General features: G+C 60.1%; 17 protein-coding genes. 6 read left to right on the top strand and 11 right to left on the bottom strand.

Annotated features, from left to right (window positions below; translation table 11 throughout):
- Positions 1-50 precede the first annotated feature (50 nt).
- The 5 genes from nirB (at position 51) to PPTH39_RS22055 (ending at position 8,002) form a co-directional block, all read left to right on the top strand.
- Positions 51-2,504, top strand: coding sequence for a nitrite reductase large subunit NirB (gene nirB, locus PPTH39_RS22075; RefSeq protein WP_130872478.1), 2,454 nt, complete (start codon positions 51-53; stop codon positions 2,502-2,504).
- The gene (gene nirD / locus PPTH39_RS22070; protein WP_095002498.1) at positions 2,501-2,818 is read left to right on the top strand and encodes a nitrite reductase small subunit NirD; all 318 of its coding nucleotides are present in this window, start codon (positions 2,501-2,503) and stop codon (positions 2,816-2,818) included. The genes nirB and nirD overlap by 4 nt, the downstream gene beginning before the upstream one ends.
- Positions 2,818-5,535 (top strand): nitrate reductase, encoded by a 2,718-nt coding sequence (locus PPTH39_RS22065; RefSeq protein WP_130872477.1) that lies wholly within the window; start codon positions 2,818-2,820, stop codon positions 5,533-5,535. Before nirD ends, PPTH39_RS22065 begins: the two co-directional genes overlap by 1 nt.
- A 10-nt stretch (positions 5,536-5,545) precedes the next feature.
- Complete coding sequence (gene cobA / locus PPTH39_RS22060; protein WP_130872476.1) at positions 5,546-6,322, top strand: uroporphyrinogen-III C-methyltransferase; 777 nt, start codon at positions 5,546-5,548, stop codon at positions 6,320-6,322.
- A gap of 279 nt (positions 6,323-6,601) precedes the next feature.
- Complete coding sequence (locus tag PPTH39_RS22055; protein WP_198417418.1) at positions 6,602-8,002, top strand: purple acid phosphatase family protein; 1,401 nt, start codon at positions 6,602-6,604, stop codon at positions 8,000-8,002.
- Positions 8,003-8,117: 115 nt separating this feature from the next.
- Here the strand turns inward: PPTH39_RS22055 and garD are convergent, their stop codons facing one another.
- The 5 genes from garD to PPTH39_RS22030 all read right to left on the bottom strand — a co-directional run bounded on the left by garD (position 8,118) and on the right by PPTH39_RS22030 (position 18,179).
- Positions 8,118-9,671 carry a galactarate dehydratase gene (gene garD, locus PPTH39_RS22050; RefSeq protein WP_095002495.1) on the bottom strand — a complete coding sequence of 518 codons (1,554 nt, stop codon included), beginning with the start codon at positions 9,669-9,671 and terminating at the stop codon, positions 8,118-8,120.
- 11 nt (positions 9,672-9,682) lie between these two features.
- A complete protein-coding gene (locus tag PPTH39_RS22045; RefSeq protein ID WP_095002494.1) occupies positions 9,683-11,038 on the bottom strand; it encodes an MFS transporter in 1,356 nt (451 codons plus the stop codon).
- Positions 11,039-11,188: 150 nt separating this feature from the next.
- Complete coding sequence (kdgD, locus tag PPTH39_RS22040; RefSeq protein WP_095002493.1) at positions 11,189-12,100, bottom strand: 5-dehydro-4-deoxyglucarate dehydratase; 912 nt, start codon at positions 12,098-12,100, stop codon at positions 11,189-11,191.
- 353 nt (positions 12,101-12,453) lie between these two features.
- A complete protein-coding gene (locus PPTH39_RS22035) occupies positions 12,454-13,203 on the bottom strand; it encodes a FadR/GntR family transcriptional regulator (RefSeq protein ID WP_095002585.1) in 750 nt (249 codons plus the stop codon).
- 263 nt (positions 13,204-13,466) lie between these two features.
- Positions 13,467-18,179, bottom strand: a complete 4,713-nt coding sequence (locus tag PPTH39_RS22030) for an AAA domain-containing protein (RefSeq protein WP_130872475.1) — start codon at positions 18,177-18,179, stop codon at positions 13,467-13,469.
- Positions 18,180-18,361: 182 nt separating this feature from the next.
- Here PPTH39_RS22030 and PPTH39_RS22025 point away from each other — a divergent pair, with 182 nt between their 5' ends.
- Positions 18,362-21,331, top strand: a complete 2,970-nt coding sequence (locus PPTH39_RS22025) for an autotransporter outer membrane beta-barrel domain-containing protein (protein WP_130872474.1) — start codon at positions 18,362-18,364, stop codon at positions 21,329-21,331.
- A 235-nt stretch (positions 21,332-21,566) separates the two neighbouring features.
- On the opposite strand, the gene PPTH39_RS22020 is transcribed toward PPTH39_RS22025, so the two are convergent.
- The 6 genes from PPTH39_RS22020 to PPTH39_RS21995 all read right to left on the bottom strand — a co-directional run bounded on the left by PPTH39_RS22020 (position 21,567) and on the right by PPTH39_RS21995 (position 26,149).
- On the bottom strand, positions 21,567-22,145 hold the full coding sequence (locus PPTH39_RS22020; protein ID WP_095002490.1) for a TerD family protein: 579 nt from the start codon (positions 22,143-22,145) through the stop codon (positions 21,567-21,569).
- 39 nt (positions 22,146-22,184) lie between these two features.
- Entirely contained in the window at positions 22,185-22,760 is a 576-nt protein-coding gene (locus PPTH39_RS22015) for a TerD family protein (RefSeq protein ID WP_016783512.1), read from the bottom strand.
- A gap of 26 nt (positions 22,761-22,786) precedes the next feature.
- Positions 22,787-23,833 (bottom strand): TerC/Alx family metal homeostasis membrane protein, encoded by a 1,047-nt coding sequence (locus PPTH39_RS22010; RefSeq protein WP_130872473.1) that lies wholly within the window; start codon positions 23,831-23,833, stop codon positions 22,787-22,789.
- A 7-nt stretch (positions 23,834-23,840) separates the two neighbouring features.
- On the bottom strand, positions 23,841-24,290 hold the full coding sequence (locus PPTH39_RS22005) for a tellurite resistance TerB family protein (RefSeq protein WP_095002488.1): 450 nt from the start codon (positions 24,288-24,290) through the stop codon (positions 23,841-23,843).
- Positions 24,291-24,356: 66 nt separating this feature from the next.
- Positions 24,357-25,562, bottom strand: coding sequence for a TerD family protein (locus tag PPTH39_RS22000; protein WP_130872472.1), 1,206 nt, complete (start codon positions 25,560-25,562; stop codon positions 24,357-24,359).
- Positions 25,559-26,149, bottom strand: coding sequence for a TerD family protein (locus tag PPTH39_RS21995; RefSeq protein WP_095002486.1), 591 nt, complete (start codon positions 26,147-26,149; stop codon positions 25,559-25,561). Before PPTH39_RS21995 ends, PPTH39_RS22000 begins: the two co-directional genes overlap by 4 nt.
- Between the last annotated feature and the right edge of the window lie 38 nt (positions 26,150-26,187).

The following is a 26,187-nucleotide window of genomic DNA, read 5'->3' as shown; positions in this document are numbered from 1 at the left end:
CAAGGCCGCAATGCCCCCCCAGAAGGCCGGCCTTGCTCGCGGAGAACCTGATGAAAAAACTCAAACTGGTGATGATCGGCAACGGCATGGCCGGGGTTCGCACCCTGGAAGAGTTGCTCAAACTGAGCAACGAGCTGTACGACATTACGGTCTTCGGCGCCGAACCTCACGCCAACTACAACCGTATCCTGCTCTCGCCCGTTCTGGCCGGGGAACAGACCTTCGAGGAGATAGTGCTCAACGATCTGGACTGGTACCTGGACAACAACATCAAGCTGCTGCTCAACCGCAAGGTGGTGCAGATCGACCGGGCCAGGCGCCGGGTTATCGCCGAAGACGGTACCGAAGCCGAGTACGACCGTCTGCTGATTGCCACCGGCTCTACGCCCTTTATCCTGCCGATCCCCGGCAACACCCTGGACGGTGTGATCGGCTACCGCGATATTGCCGATACCCAGGCGATGATCGATACCGCCAAAACCCATAAACACGCGGTGGTCATTGGTGGCGGACTGCTGGGGCTGGAGGCAGCCAATGGCCTGATGCTGCGCGGCATGCATGTGACCGTGGTGCATATCGGCGAATGGCTGCTGGATCGCCAACTCGACCCGATCAGCGGCCAACTGCTGCAAAATGCTCTTGAAGCACGCGGCCTGCATTTTCGCCTGCGCGAACAGACCAATGCCCTGCACGATGCTGGCAATGGCCGGGTGGGCTCGGTGGAGTTCAAGAACGGCGAGATCATCCCTGCAGATCTGGTGGTGATGGCTGCCGGTATTCGGCCCAATACCGAGCTTGCCGAGCAGGCGGGCATCCCCTGCAATCGCGGCATTCTCGTCAACGACACCCTGCAAACCTACGACCCGCGCATTTACGCCATCGGCGAATGCGCCAGCCATCGCGGCATCGCTTACGGCCTGGTGGCGCCACTGTTCGAGCAGGCCAAGGTCTGCGCCAACCACCTCGCGCAACTGGGTTTTGCCCGCTATCAGGGCTCGGTTACGTCGACCAAACTGAAGGTCACCGGCATCGATCTGTTCTCGGCAGGCGACTTTATGGGCGGTGAAGGCACTGAAATCATCACCCTCAGCGACCCGATCGGCGGGGTCTACAAAAAGCTGGTGATCAAGGACGACATTCTGGTGGGTGCCTGCCTGTACGGCGACACCGCAGACGGCGGCTGGTACTTCCGGCAAATCCGTGAGAATCACGCCATCGGTGAGATCCGCGATCATTTGATGTTTGGTGAAAATGCCATAGGCGATGTCGGCCATCAGGGCCAGGACAAGGCCATGAGCATGGCCGACACCGCCGAAATCTGCGGTTGCAATGGCGTGTGCAAGGGCACCATCGTCAAGGCTATTCAAGAGCACGGGCTGTTCAGCGTTGATGAGGTCAAAAAGCACACCAAGGCGGCCAGCTCCTGCGGTTCATGCGCGGGGTTGGTGGAGCAGATTTTGATCAACACCGTGGGGGGCGCGGCGGACGTCAAACCCAAAAGCGAAAAAGCCATCTGCGGCTGCAGCGACCTGAACCACGGACAAATCCGCCGGGCCATTCGCGAGCAACATTTGCTGACCATCGCCGACACCCAGCGCTACCTGAACTGGCGCTCGCCCAACGGCTGCGCCACCTGCCGCCCGGCGCTCAACTACTACCTGATTTCCACCTGGCCGGGAGAGGCCCGCGATGATCCGCAATCACGGCTAATAAACGAAAGGGCCCACGCAAACATTCAAAAAGACGGCACCTATTCCGTCGTCCCGCGGATGTGGGGCGGCGTCACCAACCCGTCCGAGCTGCGGCGTATCGCCGATGTGGCCGACAAGTACAACGTGCCGATGGTCAAAGTTACCGGCGGGCAGCGCATCGATCTGCTGGGGATAAAAAAACACGACCTGCCGGGCGTGTGGAAGGATCTGGACATGCCCTCGGGGCATGCCTACGGCAAATCCATCCGCACGGTAAAGACCTGCGTGGGCAGCGAGTTCTGCCGCTTCGGCACGCAAAACTCGACGCAACTGGGCATCGAGCTGGAACACGACCTGTTCAATATGTGGTCGCCGCACAAGGTGAAGCTGGCGGTGTCCGGTTGCCCGCGTAACTGCTCGGAAGCTGGCATCAAGGACGTAGGCATCATCGGTGTGGACTCCGGCTGGGAGATGTATATCGGCGGTAATGGCGGGATCAAAACCGAGGTTGCCGAGTTCTTCGTCAAACTCAAAACGGCTGAAGAAGTCCGCGAGTACAACGGTGCCTTTTTACAGTTGTATCGCGAAGAGGCCTTCTACCTCGAGCGCACCGTGCATTACCTTCAACGGGTCGGTATGGAGCACATCAAAAAGGCTGTGCTTGAAGACCCCGAACGGCGCAAGGCGCTCAATGATCGCCTGCAGTTTTCCCTGTCGTTTGAGCAAGACCCGTGGAAAGAGCGCCTGGTGCAGCCGTTGCTGAAAAAGGAGTTCGAGGTCATCCCCGTAAAAAATCTGGAGGTGCTGGCATGAACTGGCTCGATATCTGTTCACTTGAGGAGATCAACACCCTGGGCTCACGGATCATCAGCGGACCGAAGGGTGATATCGCGATTTTTCGCACAAGCGACGACGAAGTGTTCGCCCTCGACGACCGCTGCCCGCACAAGGGCGGCCCGTTGTCCCAGGGTTTGATCTACGGCAAGCGCGTCGCCTGCCCGCTGCACAACTGGCAGATCGATCTGCAAAGCGGCGAAGCCCAGGCTCCGGACATCGGTTGCGCCCACCACCATCAGGCGCGGGTGGAAAATGGCCGTGTGCAGTTGGCCCTGCGGGACGCAGGCTGATGAGCCGCCAGATCACCGCCTCCACCTGCTGCTACTGCGGGGTCGGCTGCGGCGTGCTGATCGAACATGATGGCGAGCGTATTCTCGGCGTTAGCGGCGATCCGACGCATCCGGCCAACTATGGCAAGCTGTGCAGCAAAGGCTCGACCCTGCACCTGACCGGCGACCTCAATGCCCGCGCGCTGTACCCGCAACTGCGCCTGGGCAAGGCACTGGCCCGTGGTCGCATCGACTGGGACAGCGCCCTTGATCACGCGGCCAATGTGTTCGCCGCCACCATCGCCGAGCACGGCCCCGACAGCGTGGCGTTTTATATCTCGGGGCAGTTGCTGACCGAGGATTACTACGCCTTCAACAAACTGGCCCGGGCGCTGGTGGGCACCAACAATATCGACAGCAATTCGCGGCTGTGCATGTCCTCGGCCGTGGTCGGCTACAAACGAAGCCTGGGCGCCGATGCGCCGCCTTGCAGCTATGAAGACCTGGAGCTGAGCGATTGCGTGATGATCGTCGGCAGCAATATGGCCTACGCACATCCGGTACTGTTTCGCCGCCTGGAGGAGGCAAAAGCCCGACGTCCGCAGATGAAAGTCATCGTTATCGACCCGCGGCGTACCGATACCTGCGATCTGGCCGACCTGCATCTGGCAATTTTACCGGGCACCGACGTCGCGTTGTTTCACGGAATTTTGCATTTATTGCTGTGGGAAGACTGGGTCGATCGCGACTTTATCCAGGCCCACACTCAAGGCCTGCCCGAGCTGAAAAGCCTGGTGCGCGATTACACCCCGCAGATGGTCTCGCAATTGTGCGGCATCAGCGTCGAGCAACTGCAGCAATGCGCCGAATGGGTGGGCACCTCGCCAAGTTTTTTATCGCTGTGGTGCATGGGCCTGAACCAGTCCACCGCCGGCAGCGCGAAAAACAGCGCCCTGATCAATCTGCATCTGGCCACCGGGCAAATCGGCCGCCCGGGTGCAGGGCCGTTCTCGCTTACCGGTCAGCCCAATGCCATGGGCGGGCGCGAAACCGGTAGCCTGTCCAACTTGTTACCCGGCCATCGTGATGCGGCCAATGCCGAACACCGGGCCGAAGTCGCCGCTTACTGGGGTGTTGAGCAACTGCCACAGAACACCGGCCTGAGCGCCATCGAACTCTTTGAGCAAATGGCCAGCGGCAAGGTCAAGGCCGTGTGGATCGCCTGCACCAACCCCGCGCAATCCATGCCGGACCAGACTGCCGTGCGGGCGGCGTTGCAGGCCTGCCCGTTTGTGGTGCTGCAAGAGGCGTTTCACACCACCGAAACCGCGGCCTTCGCCGACCTGCTGTTGCCCGCCGCCAGTTGGGGGGAAAAGGACGGCACAGTGACAAACTCTGAGCGGCGTATTTCCCATGTACGCAAAGCCATTCCGGCACCGGGGGAAGCCCGTCCGGACTGGGCAATTACGGTGGATTTCGCACAGCGCCTGGAAAAACATCTGCGTCCCGAGCACAGCAGCCTGTTTGCATTTGAAACTGAAGCCCAGGTGTTCGACGAATACAAGCACCTGACCTCTGGCCGTGATCTGGACCTGTCGGGTATCAGCCATGCAGTGCTCGATGCCATCGGCCCGCAACAGTGGCCTTTCCCGATAGGGGCCCGTGAAGGCACTGCGCGGCTGTATCTGGACGGGGTATTCCCTACCGCCACCGGTCGTGCGCAGTTCGTGGCCGAGCCCTACCGCGCCGCCAAAGAGCAGCGCGACGCACGCTTCCCCCTCACGCTGATCACTGGTCGCCTGCGCGACCAATGGCACGGCATGAGCCGCACCGGCACGGCCTCGCAATTGTTCGGTCACGTCAGCGAAGCGGTGTTGAGCCTGCACCCGGACGAGTTGCGCCGTCATCGCCTGCAGCCCGGAGATCTGGTCAGCCTCAAGAGTCGGCGCGGCGCCGTGATTGTTCCAGTCAGCAGCGACGACAGCGTGCGCCCGGGGCAGGCGTTTTTGCCGATGCACTGGGGTGACCGCTTCCTCAAGGGCGGGGTCAACACCTTGACCGTGCCAGCGTTTGACCCGCTGTCCAAACAACCGGAACTCAAACACAGCGCCGTGCGCCTGGAACCGGCGCAATTACCTTGGCACCTTTTCGCCCTGATCGAGGGTGATGTTCAACAGAACTTCGAGACACTGCGCCAGCTCTGCGAAACCTTTTCGTACGTCAGTTTCAGCCTGACTGGCCGCGAGCGCCCTGCGTTACTGATCCGTGCCGCCAGCGCCAGCGCACCCGATCCGCAACTGCTACGCGAGATTGATCAATGTCTGGGGCTCAACGAGGGGCCGGTACTGGCTTACGACGACCCGCGCCGCGCCATTGGCAAGCGGGTGCGCATCGAGCACGGAAGCATCACTGCGATTCGTCTGGCGGGCGAAACCCTGGCACGGCACTGGCTGCAAAACCTGTGGCAGGAAGGCCGCGCCGACGAGCAATTGCGCCGCTGGCTGCTGGCGCCACTGAGCGCGCCACCGGGCAACGCCAACGCCCCGACCGCTGGCAACTCGATTGTGTGCAATTGCAAGAACGTCAGTCAGAGCGTGATTGAGGCTGGCATCGCCCAAGGGCTGGACTTGCAGGGACTGAAAAGATCGTTGGGCTGCGGGACGCAATGCGGCTCCTGTGTCCCGCAAATCAAGCGCTTGCTGACTGCCCAGGCGCAGCCGGTCGCCATTAACCCGTGAGGAAATCACAATGAGTGCAAAAGTCTGGCTGGTGGGCGCAGGGCCGGGTGATCCCGAACTGCTGACGCTCAAGGCCGTGCGCGCCCTGCGCGAAGCAGATGTCGTATTGATTGACGATCTGGTCAGTGACGCGGTGCTGGAGCATTGCCCCGCTGCGCGGGTGATTTCGGTGGGCAAACGCGGAGGGTGCCGTTCGACTCCACAGGCGTTTATTCATCGCCTGATGCTGCGTTATGCCCGCCACGGCAAATGCGTGGTTCGACTCAAGGGCGGCGACCCATGCATTTTCGGCCGTGGCGGTGAAGAGGCACAGTGGTTGCGTGAACACGGGGTTGAGGTGGAACTGGTCAATGGCATCACGGCCGGCCTGGCAGGCGCGACGCAATGCGCTATCCCCCTGACCCTGCGCGGCGTGGCCCGTGGCGTGACGTTGGTGACGGCACACACCCAGGATGACAGCCAGGTGGACTGGCAGGCGCTGGCGCAAAGCGGCACGACCCTGGTGGTGTATATGGGGGTAGCAAAGTTGAGCGAGATCCGCGAACAATTGCTGGCGGGCGGCATGACGGCGGACATGCCGGTGGCCATGATCGAAAATGCCTCCCTGCCCCACCAGCGCGAATGCCGCAGCGACCTGACGGCGATGGAGAAAGATGCCCAGGCGTTTGAACTCAAGAGCCCGGCGATTCTGGTGATTGGTCGCGTGGCAGCATCCAGCGCGGCACAACCATCACGGGAGGAGAATGTGTGGGAGCCGGGCTTGCCCGCGATGCAGGCAACCCGCTAGTTCTGAAGGGAATTTTAACTGTGGGAGCGAGCCTGCTCGCGAACGACTTTCGCGAGCAGGCTCGCTCCCACAGGGAGGGTTGACCGGCAACAGAGTATCTACAGAAATGGCGCAGAAGGGGTGATCTCAAACGACCCCCTTCGCCTCAACGTTTACCCCGCTGCGGGCCACAAGCCACGCGCAAAGCGACTTGTGACTGAGCCAAATCGACCCCCGCCGTCATCCCGGTGTCATGGGGCTTTGTTTCCTTGACGGGCATTCAGCCCTCAAGGAGCCCCCATGATTCGCCCCACATTACTGGCCCTCGCGCTTTTTTCCGTGATCAACAGCGCTTGCGCCGCCCCCGACACGCCGCTGCCCCACTCCCCCGGCGCGCCTTATGCCGCCAGTGGCCTGGCCGACCGTATCGTGCTGACCCCCGGGGCCGATCCTGCCAGGGAAATGGCCGTTACATTCCGCACCGATACCCGCCAGCAGACCAGCCAGCTGCAACTGGCTCCTGCCCTCGATGGCCCGCAACTGGCCAAGGCGGCGCATGAGGTCCAGGGCACAAGCATCAGCCTGGACATCGAGAACGGCGCGGCGTTGTTCCACCAGGTACGCCTGCACGACCTGCAGCCGGGCACGGCCTATGTGTACCGGGTCAAGGGCAGCGACGGCTGGAGTGAGTGGTTGCAGTTCCACACTGCGACCAAGAGTTTCAAGCCGTTCAACTTTATTTATATGGGCGATGTGCAGAACGACATTCTGTCACTGGCCTCGCGCAGCATTCGCCAGGCCTTGCAGAGCGTGGCCAACCCCGCGTTGATCGTGCATGCCGGGGACCTGGTGTCGCAACGCGAAGACCTGGTACACGACGATCAATGGGGCGAATGGAACCAGGCAGGTGGTTTCAATTACGGGATGATTCCCCAGCTAGTGGCCGCCGGCAACCACGAATACCTCGACGGCCTCAACCCCGACGGCAGCGAAACCCGCACTCTCGGGCCGCACTGGAGCCGCCAGTTCGCCCTGCCGCAAAACGGTGTTGATGGGCTCAAAGACACCACCTACTTTGTCGACTATCAGGGTGTGCGGTTTATCGTCCTTGATGGCACCTCGGCGCTCGATATGGGCACCCTTGATCAACAGACCCGCTGGCTTAAGCAGAGCCTGAAAACCAGCCCCGCACGCTGGAATATCGTGGTCACTCACCAGCCGGTCTACACCTGCGCCCGCCCCGAAGATACCGAGCCGTTGAAAACTGCCTGGAAGCCGCTGTTCGAGCGTTATGCGGTGGATCTGGTGTTGCAGGGCCATGATCACTGCTACAGCCGTGTCAGCAACGAGGCCGGGCGTGTTGCGTCCAAAGCCGCACAAGCCGGCGGCAAGATTCAGGGACCGGTGTATATGGTCTCGGTGGCGGGTTCGAAGATGTATGGCCTCAATGACCGGGCCCGGCAGCAACCGGATCGCAGTGCTGAAGAAACCCAGCTGTACCAGACGGTCGACGTACAGGACTCAAGGCTGAAGGTGCGCAGCTACACCGCCGCTGGCAAGTTGTATGACGCCTTTGACCTGGAGCGCGACGGCAAAAATCGTAACCACTTGCGCGAGCCGGTGAAAAACCTGCCCGCCGAACGCGCCTGCACGCAAACGGCTGGCCCCGACGGCTTCGCCTGCAGCTCAAGGGCCAAGTAACCCGCTGCTACGGGAAAACTTCAACTGTGGGAGCGAGCCTGCTCGCGAACGACCTTCGCGAGCAGGCTCGCTCCCACTGGAAGGTATCTACGGGGTTCGGCGGCACCTCACTGCTCTAGGTGATCGGCGCCGGATTGAACAGGGTGATGTCGTTGTGCAATTTGTGCTGCTCGGCCCAGGTGTGTTGTTTACCGCTGGCCACGTCCAGGTAGTAATGGAACAGTTCCCAGCCCAGTTCCTCGATGCTCGCCCGCCCGGTGGCGATGCGCCCGGCGTCGATATCGATTAGGTCCGGCCAGCGTCGGGCCAGCTCAGTGCGGGTCGAGACTTTCACCACCGGTGCCATGGCCAACCCATAAGGCGTGCCGCGACCTGTGGTGAATACGTGCAGGTTCATACCGGCGGCCAGTTGCAAAGTACCGCAGACAAAATCGCTGGCAGGCGTGGCACAAAAAATCAGGCCCTTGCCCTTGACCCGTTCGCCGGGCCCCAGCACGCCATTGATCGCGCTGCTGCCGGATTTGACGATGGAACCCAGGGACTTTTCGACAATATTCGACAACCCGCCTTTCTTGTTCCCCGGCGTGGTGTTGGCGCTGCGATCCGCCTCACCCTTGGCCAGGTAACGGTCGTACCAGTCCATTTCGCGCACCAGTTCACGGGCGACGGTTTCGTTGGCAGCACGGGAAGTCAGCAGGTAGATGGCGTCGCGCACTTCGGTGACTTCGGAAAACAGCACCGTCGCCCCTGCCCGCAGCAGCAGGTCCGAGGCAAAGCCCAACGCCGGGTTGGCAGTGATGCCGGAGAACGCATCGCTGCCACCGCACTGCATACCCAAAATCAGCTCGGACGCAGGCACGGTTTCGCGGCGACGTTGATCGAGCTTTTTCAACCGCACTTCGGCCAGCGCCATGATCTGTTCGATCATTTCGGTAAAGCCGTGGCTGGAGTCCTGCAAGCGGTACAACCACGGCTCGCTCAAGTCCACTGAGCTGTCGTTTTCGTGCATCACCTGGCCGGCCTGGAGCTTTTCGCAGCCCAGACTGATCACCAGTGCTTCGCCACCCAGGTTGGGGTTGCGCGCCAGGTTGCGCACGGTACGGATCGGGATATAGGCGTCGGTGGCGCTGATCGCCACACCGCAGCCGTAGCTGTGGGTCAGAGCCACCACATCATCGACATGCGGGTAACGGGGCAACAACTCGTCCTTGATGCGCTTGACCGCATGGTCCAGCACGCCGGTCACACACTGCACGGTGGTGGTGATGCCGAGGATATTGCGCGTCCCGACCGTGCCATCGGCGTTGCGATAACCCTCGAAGGTGAAGCCCTCAAGTGGCACTTGCGGTGCGGGAACATCAGTGGCCAGTGGCAGGCTATCGAGCGGCGGTGCGGTGGGCATGCGCAGTTGGTCCTCATTGACCCAACTGCCCCGCGCAATGGCTTGCAGGGCATAGCCGATCACCTGACCGTAGCGGATCACCTCGCCACCTTCGGCAATAGCCGCCAGCGTGACCTTGTGGCTCTGGGGGACAAAATCCACCGTCACCAGCCCGTCGGCAAACACAGTACCCGCCGGTACGCCCTGGTCGTTGACCACCACCGCGACGTTATCCCGCGGGTGCAGGCGGATCGAGCGCGGTGAGTCGGAATGTTCAATCAACGTCATGACGCCGCTCCTCAAATATGGACAGGTAAAATGTCAGCGATTTTCGGGTCGCTGGTCGGTGGTTCTTTAAGTACCACACGCTTGATCGGGCCGACGATCACCAGATAGCTGAAGACCGCCACCAGTGCGTTGCAGCCGACAAACACCAGCGCCCATTTGAACGAGCCGGTGGCACTGATGATGTAGCCAATGACGATCGGGGTAGTGATGGAGGCGATGTTACCGAAGGTATTGAACAGGCCGCCGCTCAAGCCGGCGATCTGCTTGGGCGAGGTGTCGGAAACCACGGCCCAGCCCAGTGCGCCCACGCCCTTGCCGAAGAAGGCCAGGGCCATAAAGCCCACCACCATCCATTCAATGTCCACATAGTTGCAGGCCACGATACTGCTCGATACCAGCAGGCCGGCGATGATCGGCGCCTTGCGGGCGAAGGTCAGGGAGTGGCCCTTGCGCAGCAGGTAATCGGAAATGACCCCGCCCAGCACGCCGCCGATAAACCCGCAGACCGCCGGCAGTGAGGCAATAAAACCGGCCTTGAGGATGGTCATGCCGCGATCCTGCACCAGGTACACCGGGAACCAGGTCAGAAAGAAATAAGTGATGCCATTAATGCAGTACTGACCCAGGTAAACGCCGAGCATCATGCGATTGGTCAGCAGTTGGCGTATGTAGTCCCACTTGGGGCCGTCGGCCTTTTTGCCTTTCTGGTCCATGTCGACCATGCCGCCGTTGTCGGCGATGTGTTTGAACTCCGCTTCGTTGATGCGCGGGTGCTCACGCGGGCTGTAGATCACTTTGAGCCAGATGCCCGAGAAGACGATGCCGAACACACCCATCACGATAAAGACGTGCTCCCAACCGTAGGAATACACGATCCAGCCCATCAACGGTGCAAACAGCACGGTGGCAAAGTATTGCGCCGAGTTGAAAATAGCTGAGGCCGTGCCACGTTCGGCGGTGGGGAACCAGGCGGCCACGATGCGGGCGTTGCCGGGAAAGGACGGCGCTTCGGCCAGCCCCACCAGAAAACGCAGCATAAAGAGCGCCACCACGGCCGTGGACATGCCGAATTCACCGACAAAGCCTTGCAGCACGGTGAACAGGGACCAGGTAAAGATGCTCAGGGCATAGATTTTTTTCGAGCCGAACCGGTCGAGCAACCAGCCACCGGGGATTTGCCCGGCCACATAGGCCCAGCCAAATGCGGAGAAGATATAGCCCAGGGTCACGGCGTCGATGCCGAGGTCTTTTTGCAGGCTGGAACCTGCGATGGCGATAGTGGCACGGTCGGCATAATTGATCGTGGTCACCAGAAAAAGCATGAGCAAAATCAAATAACGGACATGCGTCGGCTTGGTCGCTTGCATGTAGTACTACTCCCACTGATTATTTTTATGTGCGGGTTAATCTGTTTTGGCTGTAGCTGACGGGTGGAACTTATGTGGGAGCTGCGTGAGCCACCGATCGTATTCCTTTACGTAAAAAGCCGCTGATTACTCAGCGGCCTTGGTCATTGCTTACTGCGGACCTTGCTTGTCGATCAAGGCTGCCAGCGCCTCGTACTCGTCCGGCAGCAGATCGGTCAACGGGGTACGCACCGGGCCTGCGCCGTAACCGGAAATGGTGGCCCCGGCCTTGACGATGCTGACCGCGTAGCCGGCTTTGCGGTTGCGGATGTCCAGGTACGGCAGGAAGAACTCATCGATGATCTTGCCGATCGTGCCGTGATCGTCACGGGCCACCGCACGGTAGAACTCCATCGCGGTTTTCGGGATAAAGTTGAACACCGCCGAAGAGTAAACCGGAACGCCCAGTGCCTTGTAGGCCGCGGCGTACACTTCGGCCGTCGGCAAGCCGCCCAGATAGCTGAAGCGATCACCCAGGCGGCGACGGATCGACACCATCAATTCGATATCGCCCAGGCCATCCTTGTAGCCGATCAGGTTGGGGCAGCGCTCGGCCAGACGTTCCAGCAGCGGTGCGGTCAGACGGCAAACGTTGCGGTTGTAGACGATCACGCCGATGTTTACCGACTTGCACACAGCCTCAACGTGGGCGGCAACGCCGTCCTGGCTGGCTTCAGTCAGGTAATGCGGTAACAGCAGCAGGCCTTTGGCGCCCAGGCGCTCGGCTTCTTGGGCGTATTCGATGGCCTGGCGGGTCGAACCGCCGACACCGGCCAGGATCGGCACGCTGGTAGCGCAGGTATCGACTGCGGTTTTGATCACTTGCGAGTATTCGCTGGCTGCCAGGGAGAAGAACTCACCCGTGCCGCCAGCGGCAAACAGGGCCGAAGCGCCGTACGGAGCCAGCCATTCCAGACGTTTGATGTAACCCTCAGGGTGGAAATCACCTTGAGCATTGAAGTCGGTTATCGGAAAGGACAACAGACCGGAAGAGAGGATGGACTTCAGTTCTTGTGGATTCATTATTCGAACACCCTGGGAGCACATTGTGATGAGAAATACGTTAGCGATTCGTTGCGTCGTACGTCATCGTACAACTTAAAAAAAGAACGTCAATCTCATTTCTTGAAATCGTGGCTGCCCTGGGGCGAATCAGTTTCGATAAAAACAAAAAAGCCCGTCTAGTACGGGCTTTGGTGGAGTGTGGTGAAAGTGAAATTTAATTTTTGGTAAGTGACAGGTTGTCGTAGAACAGCTCATCTTACGCAGCAATACCCTGTGGGAGGGGCTTGCTCGCCATGCAAGCGCCGCGTTCTGTCAGGCAAACCGCGTCGATACGATCGCGGGCAAGCCCGCTCCCACAGGTGGAGGACGCCCTACCCGCGCTGCGCCTCTGCCTCTTCATGGGCATGGCGCAGGCGCTCGCGGCTGTTGGTCAGGTGCAGGCGCATGGCAGCGCGGGCCGCTTCCGAATCCTGACGGGCAATGGCCTGGTAGATTTCTTCGTGTTCACGGTTCAGGCGGTCCATGTACTGCTGCTGGTCATCATGGGCCAGACGCGCCGAATTGAGCCGGGTTCGCGGGATAATGCTGGTGCCCAGGTGAGTCATGATGTCCGTGAAGTAGCGGTTGCCGGTCGACAGTGCAATCTGCAAATGGAACTGAAAATCCGAGGCCACGGCATCACCGTTACGCGCGGTGTTTTCATTCAGGGCATCCAGCGCCGCGCGCATTGCGGCCAGTTGTTCGGCACTGCGACGCTGCGCCGCCAGCCCTGCAGATTCAACCTCCAGGCTGATGCGCAACTCAAGAATCGCCAGCACATCGCGCAATGTGACGACAGTTGCCGGATCGATGCGAAAACCGCTCGGGCTCGGTGTATCCAGCACAAAGGTGCCGATGCCGTGTCGCGTCTCGACTTGCCCTGCGGCCTGCAGTCGGGAAATGGCCTCGCGCACCACCGTACGGCTAACACCATGGGCTTCCATGATCGCCGACTCGGTGGGCAACTTGTCGCCGCGCTTGAGCATGCCGTCGCGGATCTGCTCGGACAGCACCGTCACCAACTCTTGCGCCAGGCTGCGGCGCTTGCGAGGGAGGCGGGGTACGTCGTTGTGGTTTTCCATGGTGAACATTTTTCTCGAAATCAAAAGGATCGGAAGCATTGATGATTAAAGCAGCTGATCTATCGCCTTGGCCGACCTGAACACTGCGAAATCGCGCCCCCGTAGGGACGCATCATAGCTCAAGGTGGTTGTACGATCACCTGCTGACACATGACAACGCAAAACCCCAAGGGGCTGGCCTGCCTGTAATACAGGCGCTGCGGTCTGGCTGGCCGGGTCACGGTATCGCGAGCAGGTTCGCGCCTACTGTTCCCCGGCGACCATCAGACGGTCAGTGGCAAAGACTGCTCAGCCTCGACATCGCTCACGGCCAATGTGTCGTCCGGTACCCAGAACAAAAACGGATCTTTGGCCGGACGGTTATCATGGGCCCGCACACGGCCCTCCTCGGTGACTGTTCCTGCGCGTTCAAAGCCATATACCTGACGTCGCTCGACATGAATGCTCGGCGCCGCGCCTTCGCCGCTGGCAGGTTCGATGTTCATTGCCTTCAAGGTAGCCAGCAAATCATCAATGATCTGCTGACGATCAAGGGTAAAAGCCGATGCAAAGCAACGCCAGAAACGCCAGCCTGCCCGCTCCAGAATACGCTGGCGACGCATGTCGCTGTCCCAGCGGTCCGGGCCGTGGAAGCGGTCGCCGTCACATTCGATGGCCAGGCGACTGTCGTTGTCGCCCTCGACCACCATGTCGATGCGATACGCGCCAACGCCCACCTGCGGAATCACCCGATAGCCACGCTGGGTCAGCTCATCGTACATCTCCTGCTCGAAGCCGGATTCGCACAACTCGCGCAGATCACTGACCTGCGCAGCATCCTGGGTAAAAGGGGTTTCAAAGTGCTCAATCAGGCCGCGGCGCAAACTGTCCACAGGGCTGAGGTCGGTCAGCTCGACACTGCGCACCAGGTACATGCGATCCCGTGCCCGCGAAGCGGCCACGTTGAAGCGCTGGGCTATCGAGTCGCGGCTGTTGGCAAAGCAATCGCCGGGAGAGGCCACCATGCTCAGGAACATGATGTCGCGCTCCTTGCCCTGGAACGTGCGGGCATCGCCACAGCTGATCTGGAACTGGGTAATAGCCTCTTCACCCAGCTCCTTGGTCAGCATCTGCATGATCTTTTGCGCTTGCTCGGCGCCCAGCAGCGAGACCACGCCGATGCTGCGTCCAGTGATCTGCGGCAGGGCGATCAGGCGGCGAATTTCCTCGACGATCACCTGGGCTTCGCCAAGGTTGAACTTGCCTTTCTTCTCCCCGTCCATCACCAGCAGATCCACCAGCGGCGGGTCAAGACGCTCAGTCATCAACGGCAGGCGCAGCGGTTTGAGTTCGTGGTTGTAGAACTCTCGCTTGGAGTATTCGATGATCGGCGCCACACAGCGAAAATGCTCGCGCAGCATGGTGCCGCTCTTGGCAAATACCACTTTGAACAGGTCATACAGCGAACGCTCGGGCGACATCAAGGGCCGATACAGGCCCACCTGATTGCCCAAAAAGCGCGCCATCATGTTCTGCACGCGCTCTTCTTCCATGCCGATACCATCGGGCGATACTTGTTTGTCATCGCCCACCACCAGCACTTTTTTCGCCCGCAGCAACGCCGGCAATGCACTGAGATCCGACTGCGACGCTTCGTCGATAATCACCAGGTCAAAGGCACCGTACTGCGCGGGCAGGCTTTCGCAAATGCGGTAATGCGGCATGATCCAGCACGGGATGGCCGAGATCGCCACATCGGCCGCCAGTCGCGCATCCTGACGATAACGCCCGGCGCGTACGCCGGTGCCCTTGCCGATCTTGCGGATTGCGGTGCGGTACAGCTCAAGGGCTGCCCTGACACTCGGCGTGGCGTTTTCCGACAGCCGCAGCCAGGTTCGTTTGACCACCGCATCCTGATAAAGACGCGACAGACTCAGCTCCAGCTCACCGCGTAACTTGAACAATCGCTTGAGGTCTTCGCGTCCGTCGATGCTTTCGAGGTAGCGGGCCAGACGGCTCAGGCGCCACACATCCAGGCAGTTGTCCGGGAGCAGGCCGTCGACCGGCCCGACGACCGGCTCTTCACGCAAACGGGCGGCCCAGAGCAGGCCGCCGCTTTGCGCGATCAGGTCGGTTACCCGCTGTACGGTCTCAAGGGCAGTGGCCAGGGCCATCACCCGGCGCAACTCGTCCATCAGCGCGGACCACCGGGTTTGCAGTAAGGCGGTATCAACCAGAGGCTGACCAAGGCTCAAATCCAGAAAGCCTTGCAACTGCTCACTGATATCGCCACCACACCCGGCCAGCGCTTTGTTGAAGGTTTCCTTGATGGCCCAGGTGGCCGCCAGGCGATGGCGTATCAGGTAGTGTCGCAGGATGCTTTCGGCCTCGGCCAATACCGGTGCGTTGCTGCGCAACTGGCTAACCTCGGCCCAGTCCGGGAGCAGCTGCTTGAGTTCGCGGTGGGCACGGGCTTCGCCCTGCTCGGTGAGCACAATGGCATCGAACTGCTCGATCGCCCGGGCCGCTGCCATCAGTTGTTCGGCGTCGGTTTCCAGCGTCGGCAAGGGTATTTCGGCGGCCAGCGCATTCCAGCGCAGCAGCAAGGTACGGCTGTGTTGCTGGAAGTGCACAAAGGCTTGCACATGCTGCCAGTCCTGGTCGCTTTGCGGCTTGCTGCCCAACACCACAATGGTGTCCAGCAACTGTTTTTGCGTGCCCTTGCCAAGCAGGCCGGACAAGCCGAACGGGCGTCGCCCCTGGGCCAGGTTATCGATAGCTGCCACCACCTCGGGTTGCGCATGCAACTCGAACGACAGGCTTACCGGTCGTGCCACAAAGGCCTTGCGCCCTGCCAGCGCGTCTTCAATCTCGCCCTTGAGGCTGGCAAACAGCGCCAGCACATCATCGTTGCCACCACGCATCAGACAAGCCTGCATGGGCGCGGCCCAGCTGTGGGCCGAGGTGCTGATCTGTGTGCGCAGGGTTTGCAGTTGGCCCAAATGCTCGACCAGCGCCTGGGCCTGCTCCAGGGTTTCGGCACTGTTATCCAGCAGGCGCGGCACTTCGCCGGTGCTTTCCTTGAGCTGCAGCTGGCTTTCCTGAGCCAGATCCTGATGCACCTGAATCAGTGTCTGCGCGTCCGGGAAGTCAGCCAGCTGCGGCAGTTTCTGGCCCAGGTAGGCCAGTGAGTCCTTGAGTTCAAGCCGGGCTTCGCGCAAGGCGATGATGTCTTGCAACGTAAAGCGCGGACGATACGCTTCGTCCACGCCGATCCGGTCGGTAAAACCGCTGACTTCATCTTGGGCCGCCGCAACCTGCAAGGCCGCATGGGTAGGGCTCAGGCGCTCACCGTCGATCTCCAGGTCCGACAGATTACGCTCGGCCCAATGAGTGATCTCACGATCAACGCCGGCCATCTGACCATGAAGGGTGTTGATTTCGTCGTCAATCTGGCCGATTTCGCGCTTATACAGCGCACGATCGATGCGCTGTACTTCGGCTGAGATCTTTTGAATGGCGAACTCGAACTGCTTCATGCCGTCCGCTTCACTGCTCAACAAACTGATTGCCAGCGGACGTATGGCTTCCGGGAGTTTTTCCTGCAGCACCGCCAGGGCCGGGTCTTTCATCGACGTCACCAGCACCCGCTTGCCATTGGCCAGGTAATGGCTGATGACGTTGGCGATGGTATGGGTCTTGCCCGTACCGGGCGGGCCCTGCACCACAACGCCATCGTGCACTTGCAGCAGCTGGATGATTTGCACCTGCTCATCGTTGTACGGTTTGGGGAAATACAGCTCCTGCGCTTTTGCCGCCGGCGCATCATCCCCCTGGGTACCGCTGACGTAGGACAAACCACGAAACGGTGGCAGGACCACATCTTCCAGCACACTGGACGGTTCGGTGAGAATGGCCCGCAAGGCCGCCGGCAGCTCACCGGCCTCCTCGATCCCGGCTTCAAAGCGACCCAGGTCTTCAATAAACATATTGCTGTCGCGGGCGCGGGCAAACAGGCACCAGGTATCGGTGACACACAAGAACTCGGCAGCCTTGGGGACGGATCGATCACCCTCGGCCAGCGTCACCGGCAAAAACTGACCATGGGCATCGAGCAGGGTCGATGCTGAACGAATCACCGGCTCGTAGCTGGCGGCGTTGAACGGGCTGATGCCGGCCTGATCCTGTTGGAAAAAATCCTTGGCCAGGGTTGCCAGCGGCCCGACACCGGCAATATCGGCCGCCACATAGGCATCCACTTCCAGGCGTGGCTCGGCAGCGCGCGGACGCACTTCAATGGCCATGCTGTCGGGGTTGATGGCGATCTCCACCAACTGGCTGATTAACGGGTAATGGATGACACCGACCACGGGATGTTCCCACGTCGAAACCCCCAGGCCCCACACCAGTTCCAGCTGCGCATCCCCCAGGTTGCCCTGCATCTGTTGCACCAGCATAAAAAGCTCGGCATACAGTTCGATGCTTTTGCGCCGCTGTTTTTCCTCAGCGGCCCACAGGCGCCAGGCCGTTTGGCTGTAAGACTTGAATTGCGCACGGATCTCGCCAGCATCCAGGCAGTCTTCCAGATTGACCCACTCTTCGACAGCGACGTCTTCCCCGATCTGCAGAGCTACAGGCATCAAGCGCGAGCGTTCGTCCTCGGAGATCGCCGTGCTGTTGATCAGGACCTCCCGTGCCAGGCGGACCTTGAGTGCCGGTTCGGTCTGCGGCGTGCCCTTGAGTTCGATCCACAACCCCAGCAGCGGGCTGAGGGGCGCCGGTGGCTTGCGCTCATGCAGACGTTCGAGCTGCAGCCAGACTTCGTCTTCCTCGCCGTTGTGCAGATCCAGGCTGACCCCGGGCAACGCCCGCAATTTTTCTTCGCTGGCACTGAAGGCGCTGTGTTGGCTAAGGGTTAACGCCGGCCGCTTTTGCATCAGCGCGGTCTGTTTAACAAATTCAATCAGGCCGGCAAGACGGGCACGTACTGTTTCCATGGGTGAGCTGAACCACTTCGATAAGGGGGCACTTCGACAGAATCTGGAAGCGCCGAGTAAAAGCGAAATTTCTTACAATGGCCGACACGATACAGAGGTTCTGGTGGTATTCGGATACATCATTTTGTAAAACCTGTTCGCTATACATGACGACCTTATTATTACAAAAAAGGTCGTTCGTCATGCCCGCCTCACCCCAGCGTCTTGCGCTCACCCTTGCACTGCTGAGTACCAGCTGTTTATCCCCTGTGGCGTTTGCCAAAGCGGCCCTCCTCAGCACCGCCAGCACCGACAGCCTGACCCTCAATGGCAACGACACCCTGACGTTGACGCCCAGCGGCAGCCTGACCACCACCAAGGTGGCGGTCACTCTGAAAGACGACACCCGCGCCTCAGGTGTCGTCATCGACAACGCCGGCAGCTTGATCTCGACAGGCGGGCGAGCCATCGATACCAGCGGCAGTACCCGTGGTGAACGCAACTACAGCATTATCAATCGCAGCGGCGCGACGATTCAGGGCAGTAACGATGCTTTGCGAATCGACACCAATTTCACCAGTGGCAGTGTGTTGATCGACAACAGTGGCACTGTGCGCTCGACCGGCAGTGGCCAGGCCATCGACCTCGACTCGCTGCGCAGCGAAGGTGTCCAGACCACCCTTATCAACCGCGAGGGTGGGCTGATCCGCGGCGAATTCAGTGACGGCATGAAAACCGGTTCCAACGCCACAATCCTCAACTACGGCGAGATTTCATCGGGTGATGCCCTGACCGACGACAACAAATTCGACGGCATCGATATTGACTCGGCAACCGGCGTGACCGTGACCAACCACGGCACCCTTTCAGGTGGTCGCCACGGCATGACCACCGATCTGGGCGCAACCCTGGTCAACTACGGCGAAGTCACCGGGCGCAACGGTTCTGGCTTTGGTTCGGACGGCAACGGCACCGTGATCAATTACGGCACCATCACCGGCGCCTACTCCGGGCTCAAGCCCAACGGTGACGGCGATGGCGTGGATATCGACCTGATCGCCCATATCGAAAACTATGGGGTGATTCAGGGCACCGGCGCCGGTGGCGTCGATAAAAACGGCTTTGCCAATGGCAGCGAAGGTATCGCCCTTGGCGGGGGTTATCTCTACAACGCCGCAGGTGCACTCATCAGTGGCGCCAACAATGCGGTGCTGGTGGATGACGGCAGCGATGGCCCCGGGGTCGCGGCCACCCGACTGATCAATAACGGCACAATCAAAGGGTTGGACGGTTTTGCCGTCAGATTTGTGGGAGAGTTCGATGATGTGGTCAGCAACAAGGGTCTGATCAGTGGCAGCAATGGTCTGGCCCTGGACCTCGGCGGCGGCGATGACCACCTGACCCTGGGCAGCGCCAGCCGCTTCGACGGCCTGGTGGACGGCGGTAGCGGCTACGACCGGGTGACATTGGATGACCCGGCCGGTGGCCGCTTCGGCAATAGCCAGAACGTTGAATGGCTGGATGTGAAGTCCGGCAGCTGGACCCTCACCAGCCACAACGACTTCAGTGACGGCGGCGAGGTGTTCAGCGGCGCCCGCCTGGTCAACCTGGGAGCCATCAGCGGCGCTATCACTGTCGATGAAGGTGGCATGTATGCCGGTGGTGGCAGCGTCGCCAACCTGCAGGTCAACGGCACACTGCAAACCGACACGCAGCTGGGCAGCGCCACCATCAGCCATGACTTGACCCTGAGCAGCGGCGCGACCCTGGCGTATGGCGTCAATGCCGATGGCAGCAGCGCACCGGTGCAGGTTGGCGGCACCGTCCACCTCAATGGCTCGACCCTGGCCATCAATGCCGGTAGCGGTACCTATCCGTGGCTAAGCCAGTACAGGGTGCTGAACGCAGCGGCCATCGACGGCACCTTTGGCAAAGTCACCAGCGATTACGCCTTCCTCACCCCGACCCTCAACTACACCCCCACCAGCGTCGAGCTGACCTATGCGCGCAATGACGTAGCATTTACCGATTATGCCAGCAGCGCCAACGGCCACAGTGCGGCCATCGGCCTGAGCCAGCTAAAGGCCGGCAACGCGCTGTATAACGCCCTGCTCAACACCTCGGCACAGACGGCGGGCGCCGCCATCGAGCAGCTATCCGCCAGCAGCAATGCGAGCCTGGGCAGCGCCACACTGGGCGCCTCTTTGCAGGTGGGCAGCAGCATGCTGGCGGCCATGCAGTCGTTGGGCGCAGGCGGTGGCCTACAGGTTGCCAGTGCCGCCAGTGACACCCCTGCCCTGGCCGCCACGGGCCTGGTGCCGGGCGTGCGCAACCTCAACGACCCGAATGCCCGGGGCAGGCTCTGGCTGCAGGGCCTGGGCAGCTATGGCCGGCTGGACGCAATCCACGGCAACAGCGACCTGACCCAACGTACCAAAGGCGGTGTACTGGGTGCCGACTGGGCGCTAACCCCGGACTGGCGCATGGGTGTACTGGGCGGCTACTCAAAAACCGACGTGGACAGCACCGGCATGGAGGGCAGGGTCAACAGCTGGCACGCGGGCGCCTATGCCATTCACCAGAGCGGTGCGCTGGCCCTGCGCCTGGGGGCGGCGTATAGCGGCCATAACGGCGACAGCAAACGCAGCGTGATATTCAACGGCTTCAGCGATCAGCCCAAGGGGGACTACCACGCCAGCAGCCAGCAGGTTTTTGCCGAACTGGGCTACGCCCTGGGCAGCGGTCGTCTGAGTGCCGAGCCGTATGCCAACCTGGGTTATCAGCGTTATCAACGTGACCGCTACACCGAAAAAGGCGGTGCCGCGGCGTTGCAGGTTGACCGGCAAACCCAGGACAACTTCAGTAGCACCCTGGGTGTACGGCTGGCGCATCTGAACCAGCTCGAAAACGGCATGAGCATCACACCCCGCCTGAGCGCTGGCTGGAAACACCTCTATGGTGATGTCAGCAGCTCAACCACCCAGGCCTTTGTGCTGGGCGGATCGGCCTTTGATGTCGAGGGCAGTGCGCTGGATCGCAACTCGCTGGTGCTGGAGGCCGGGCTGGATCTTGGCGTCTCTGCCAGGCAGACCCTGGGGGTGGGCTATACCGGCGATATCGGCAGCAACAGCCGCAACCACGGGCTGATGGGGCAGTGGCAGATGAGGTTTTGATCAAGCGGTGCGTGGAATACTTGTAGCAGTTGCCGAGGAACGAAGGCTGCGTTCGAGGGCGAAGATCTCGTAAAACCTGAGCGTTCAATCTATCTGATGCAGCGAAGTGTCTGATTTCACGACGGCTTCGCCGCCGAACGCAGCCTTCGTTCCTCGGCAGCTGCTACAGGTGTTTATACACAAAAAAAAAGGCCCTCCCCGATACCGGGGAGGGCCTTTCGTTTAACGCCGGGGGTTAGCCCAGGTTAACGCCAAAGTTCGAAGCCAATGGCGCCAGGCCACCGGCAAAGCCCTGACCAATTGCCTTGAACTTCCACTCTTCGCCATTGCGATACAGCTCGCCGAACACCATCGCGGTTTCGGTCGAAGCGTCTTCGCTCAGGTCAAAACGTGCCAGCTCCTTGCCGTCAGCCTTGTTCAGAACGCGAATGTAAGCGTTGGATACCTGACCGAAGTTTTGCTTGCGGCCATCCGCTTCGTGAATGGTCACCGCGAAAGCCAGTTTTTTGGCTTCTTGCGACAGACCCGACAGGTTGACGTTTACTTGCTCATCATCACCGTCGCCGGCGCCCGAGCGGTTGTCGCCCTGGTGCACAACGTTGCCGTCGGGCGAAGTCTTGTTGTTGTAGAACACAAAGCTGCCGTCGTTCAGCACTTTGCCGTTCTCACCAACGATAAACACCGAGGCGTCCAGGTCGAACTCCTGACCGTCAGTAACCCGTGGGTCCCAACCCAGGCCTACAACCACTTCGGTCAGGCCAGGTGCTTCTTTGGTCAGGGAGACGTTGCCGCCTTTACTCAGACTTACTGCCATGTTCGTGAACCCTTATATGAAAAGTTGATGGGGTGCAGATTAAAACTTCAGGCCGTAGCTTTCCGCCAATGGCTTGAGACCGCCAGCAAAGCCCTGGCCCACAGCGCGGAACTTCCACTCGGCGCCATTGCGATACAGCTCGGCAAAGATCATCGCGGTTTCGGTGCTGGCGTCTTCTGCCAGGTCATAACGCGCCACTTCACTGTTGTTGTCCTGGTTCACAATGCGGATGAAAGCATTGCGCACCTGACCGAAGTTTTGACGGCGAGCGTCAGCTTCGTGAATGGTCACGGTAAACGCGATCCGGTCGATGTCAGCGGGTACTTTGGACAGGTCGACCTTGATCGCCTCGTCATCGCCGTCGCCTTCACCGGTACGGTTGTCGCCCGTGTGTTCAACCGAGCCGTCCACGCTTTTGAGCTGGTTGTAAAAAATGAAATCGGAGTCAGCGCGTACTTTACCGTCAGCCTTGAGCAAGAAAGCGCTCGCATCCAGGTCGAAGTCTTGACCATCGGTGGAGCGAGCATCCCAGCCCAGACCCACGAGGACTTTGGTCATCCCGGGGGCTTCTTTGGACAGAGACAGGTTGCCGCCTTTGGAAAGGGAAAGTGCCATGTGTAATTCTCCTTAGTAATGTGCGATCAAGCTTTCGTGTCGTTGTTAACGTCGGATTGCTCTTCTTCCTTACCGGGAAAGATGATGCTGGCCACGATACCGATAGCCAAGACCACCAACACCACAATCAGACTGGTGTTTGGATCAATTTCATAACCATGGCCAAACAGGTGATCGGTTGCGTTCAGGGCCAGCTTGCCGGCGATAAAGAACAGCAGGGCGATAACCGCTTTTTCCAGGTGCACCAGGTAGCGTTTCAGTGCTTCGAGAACGAAGTACATGGTCCGCAGACCCAGAATGGCGAACATCATGGCCGAGTACACGATCAAGGGTTCACGGCTCACGGCAATCACTGCCGGTACGGAGTCGAAGGCAAACAGAATGTCTGAAACCTCAACCACCACCACACACAAAAACAGTGGGGTAGCAAAAAGAGCGCCCTTGCCTACAAGAGTCATTCCCTTGTTCTGCGGCTTCGTGATCTCTTTTTCAAGCTCTTTGCGTGAAACAAAGAAATTATGCCCGTGCAGCTTCGGCCAGACCGGGAACAGTTTTTTCGCAAAACGGTAGGCGATGTGCTTGGAGTAATCCTCCTCCTCATCCTCTTCCTTGCTGCGCAACATCATCACTGCGGTCCAGGCCACGACCACGGCAAACAGCACTTCGACCCAAGGGCCAAACGCCAGCAGGCCAGTACCGATCGCCACGAAAATCAGGCGGAACACAATGGCGCCGATGATGCCCCAGTACAGAACCCGGTGACGCAATGCGTCCGGGATCTTGAACCAGGCAAAAATCGCCATGAACACGAACAGGTTGTCGACGCTGAGTACTTTTTCCAGCGCGTAACCGGTAACGAACAGGCTGGCCACACTTGGGCCGTGGGCCACATACAGGTAGCCCGCAAACATGAGCGAGATCACCACCCAGAACATCGACCAGACGGCGGCGTTGGTCAGCGAGACCGGTTTATCGCTTTTGTGGGTAAACAGGTCGATTGCCAGAGCAATGACCGCCAGAGCCACAAATACAGCGATGGTAGTTGGCGGAAAGCCAATTGCCGTGTTTTCCATGATGTCCTCAGAGATCAAAATCGCCAGGGTTCAGCCCCAGCTCATTGCAGATAGTGCGGCAGGCAGCCCGCTCACTTTCATCGAAGTTGCCGTCGGCGCTACCGATTGCGCAGCAAACACGCACCAGCAGGCGGGCGGCATCTTCTTTTTTACGTAGCTGACCGATTGATTTCAGCGCTTCAGCGCGACCGATCTGCTGGTCAAATTCAAACTTTTCACACACAGCGTTGAAAGCTTTGATCACGTCCTTGACGTCAAAGACCTTCAACTCATTGGAGTTTTGAATAAATCCGACCATTTTCTGTTTTTCGTCGCTGCTGATATTGCCATCGGCAGCGGCCACCAGTGCGCAACCGGAAACCACGGCTTCCATAAACTCACGGTTCTTGAATTTGCTGACTTCCGCCGAGAGCTTGTCACGGGCGGCGCTTGCGTTGGTTTTGAGCCATTCGAGCATTGGAGTCACCTTGTCAGAAATTGCAGGTACGGCGCCTGTTTCATCAGGCGGCCACTTACAGAGCGCTCATTTGGAGCCGGCAGCCCAGCGCATACCCCAACCAAACGCTTTATCCATGTCAGAGTGGCCCTTGAAGAATTCAACCCGACGGTTGACCTTCACACTGCCACCGACGTTTTCAAGCAAAGCAATGGCGCACATGCCTTTGGTCCCGCCCTCTTCGCTCAGGCGCACTTCAATCGGCGGCTCACCCGGGATGTACAAGGTGATGACACCGTCAGTCGCCTGCCAGTTCGGGGCACCTTCGTAGATGAACGCGTAAACCAGCACGCGACGCATCTTGCGCCACTCCTTGCCATTGATGCGCAACCACTCGCCGTCACTTACCGAGCCGGTGCGGTCGTCGCCCATCAACTGGATAAACGGCTCGTCACGGAAATCACCGAAGGCATTGCCCAGGGCCTGTACCGCGCCTTTGCGGCCGTTCTCCATTTCGTACAGGCAGCCCACGTCCAGGTCGATCCCGCCCGACTTGCCGCGCAGCGAAGCAAAGAAGCCGCCGCCCCCGGCGTTGGGGTTGGTACGGTTCCAGTTGAGGTTGATCTTGATCTCGCCGAAGTCACCGTCCTTTTTCTCAAGGCTGATGGACGGACGCTGCTTGTCCAGGGTGATCTTCGACAGATTGATCTTCGCTGCCGGTGCCGGTGCCGGTGCTGGTGCTGGTGCTGGAGGCGCTGGAGGTGGCGTCGGCGCTGCAGCAGGAGCAGGAGCCGCAATATCAACCCCAAAGTGCTCGGCCAAGGGCGCAAGGCCACCGGCAAAACCCTGTGCTACGCAGCGGAACTTCCACACGCCCTGACGGCGATAGAACTCGCCGAGGATCAACGCGGTTTCCTGCATGCCCTGGGTCGGAATCGGTGCTTCGATGCCGCCGCTCACCGTTACGGTCAACTGCGGGAAGGCGTCGAAACGGGCCTTGTTCTCATAGATGGTTGCGGTGAGGGCGACTTTTTCGATGGCCTGATCAATGGCGTCCAGATTGACGCTGAACACACTGCGACCTGCAGCCGATTCCACCAGCTTGACCGCGCCATTATTGACGCTTTGCTGGCCGAAGAAGCACATGTCGTTGTCGCCACGCACCTTGCCCGACTCATTGAGCAAAAACGCAGAAACGTCCAGGTCCGCGCCGGTCACCGGGGTATAGCTGACGGTGACGCTCAGGGTACCGCTGGCAACGCCGGTGTTGGCGCCCGGGGTCAATGTGGTCATGAGCGCACCGCCTGGGCTGCGTCAGTGGCCAGATCCTGGGCGGTACGGCCATTGGCCACGGTGCCGATGGCGGTCAGGTCCCAGCCCGCCGATGTGCGGCTGATGTATGCCATGACCACGCCGGTGTGACGGCCCTTGTCCGACAGGTTGAAGCGCGCCAGCTCTTTGCCGGTCAGCTCGTCAACGATACGGCAGTAGGCGTTTTCTACCGCTTCGAAATTTTGCCCGGTAAACGAGTTCACGGTAAACACCAGGTGTTTGACCCCGGCTGGCAGCTGCTCCAGGTTGACCTGGATCGACTCGTCGTCGCCATCGCCCTCACCCGTGCGGTTGTCGCCGGAGTGCACGATGGAGCCGTCTTTGGACTTGAGCTGGCGAAACCACACCAGGTCCAGCGGTTGTTTGGCACTGTCGAGCAGGATGCACGAAGCATCCAGGTCGATGGCGGTATCACTGCTCAGCAGCTTGGCGAAAAAACCGCTGGGCTTGACCGGATCCCAGCCCAGGCCCATGCGAATTTTCTTGAGACCGGCTCCCGCTTCTTTCTCGAGAGAGATGGTTTGATTCTTGGACAGCGAAATGGCCATGAAACGTCTCCTTGTCTGCACTGAAGCACGATAGGTAA

It is taken from the genome of Pseudomonas bubulae, assembly GCF_900618535.1.
In the GTDB taxonomy this organism is placed as follows: Bacteria; Pseudomonadota; Gammaproteobacteria; order Pseudomonadales; family Pseudomonadaceae; genus Aquipseudomonas; species Aquipseudomonas bubulae.
The sequence above is the reverse complement of the archived record's forward strand: the minus strand, read 5'-3'. Positions and strand labels throughout refer to the sequence as shown.